Source organism: Sphaerospermopsis reniformis (assembly GCF_005402885.1).
Classification (GTDB): domain Bacteria; phylum Cyanobacteriota; class Cyanobacteriia; order Cyanobacteriales; family Nostocaceae; genus Sphaerospermopsis; species Sphaerospermopsis kisseleviana.
This window is the reverse complement of the sequence record NZ_BJCE01000551.1, coordinates 1-563: the sequence shown is the minus strand read 5'-3', so window position 1 is coordinate 563 and position 563 is coordinate 1. Positions and strand designations below refer to the sequence as shown.

The 563-nt window shown below is 38.0% G+C and carries 1 protein-coding gene; it reads left to right on the top strand.

From position 1 onward, the window contains the following. Positions 1-563: CHAT domain-containing protein (locus FFR48_RS28355; RefSeq protein WP_137669621.1), on the top strand; the 563-nt coding region annotated here is incomplete at both ends.

The window sequence follows — 563 nt, the reverse complement described above, 5'->3', positions numbered from 1 at the left end:
CTTGTTCCTTTCCCCGCATTGCAAGATGAAAAAGGTAAATATTTAATTGAAAAACATACTATTCTCACTGCACCATCTATTCAGGTTTTAGATTTAACCCACAAGCGAAAAAACGCCATTAAAAAATCAGGAGAAAAATCAGGAGTTGGTAGGGAAATATTAGTAGTTGGTAATCCCACTATGCCAAAAAATCCTATCACCAATGAACAAGAATCACCTCTCCCTGGTGCAGAACGGGAAGCGGTAAAAATTGCCGAATTGTTGAAAACTCAAGCAATTACAGGTAATAAAGCTACTAAAACAGCTATTGTCCAAAAAATGCCCACAGCCAGAATTATTCATTTTGCCACTCATGGCTTCTTTAAAGGATTTGGTGTAGTACCAGGTGCGATCGCATTTGCTCCCAGTGGTGAAGATAATGGTTTTTTAACATCAGGGGAAATTCTGGATTTAAAACTGAATGCTGAATTGATAGTTCTTAGTGCTTGTGATACGGGACAAGGAGATATTAAAGGTGATGGTGTGATTGGTTTATCCCGTTCTTTAATTAGTGCTGGTATTCC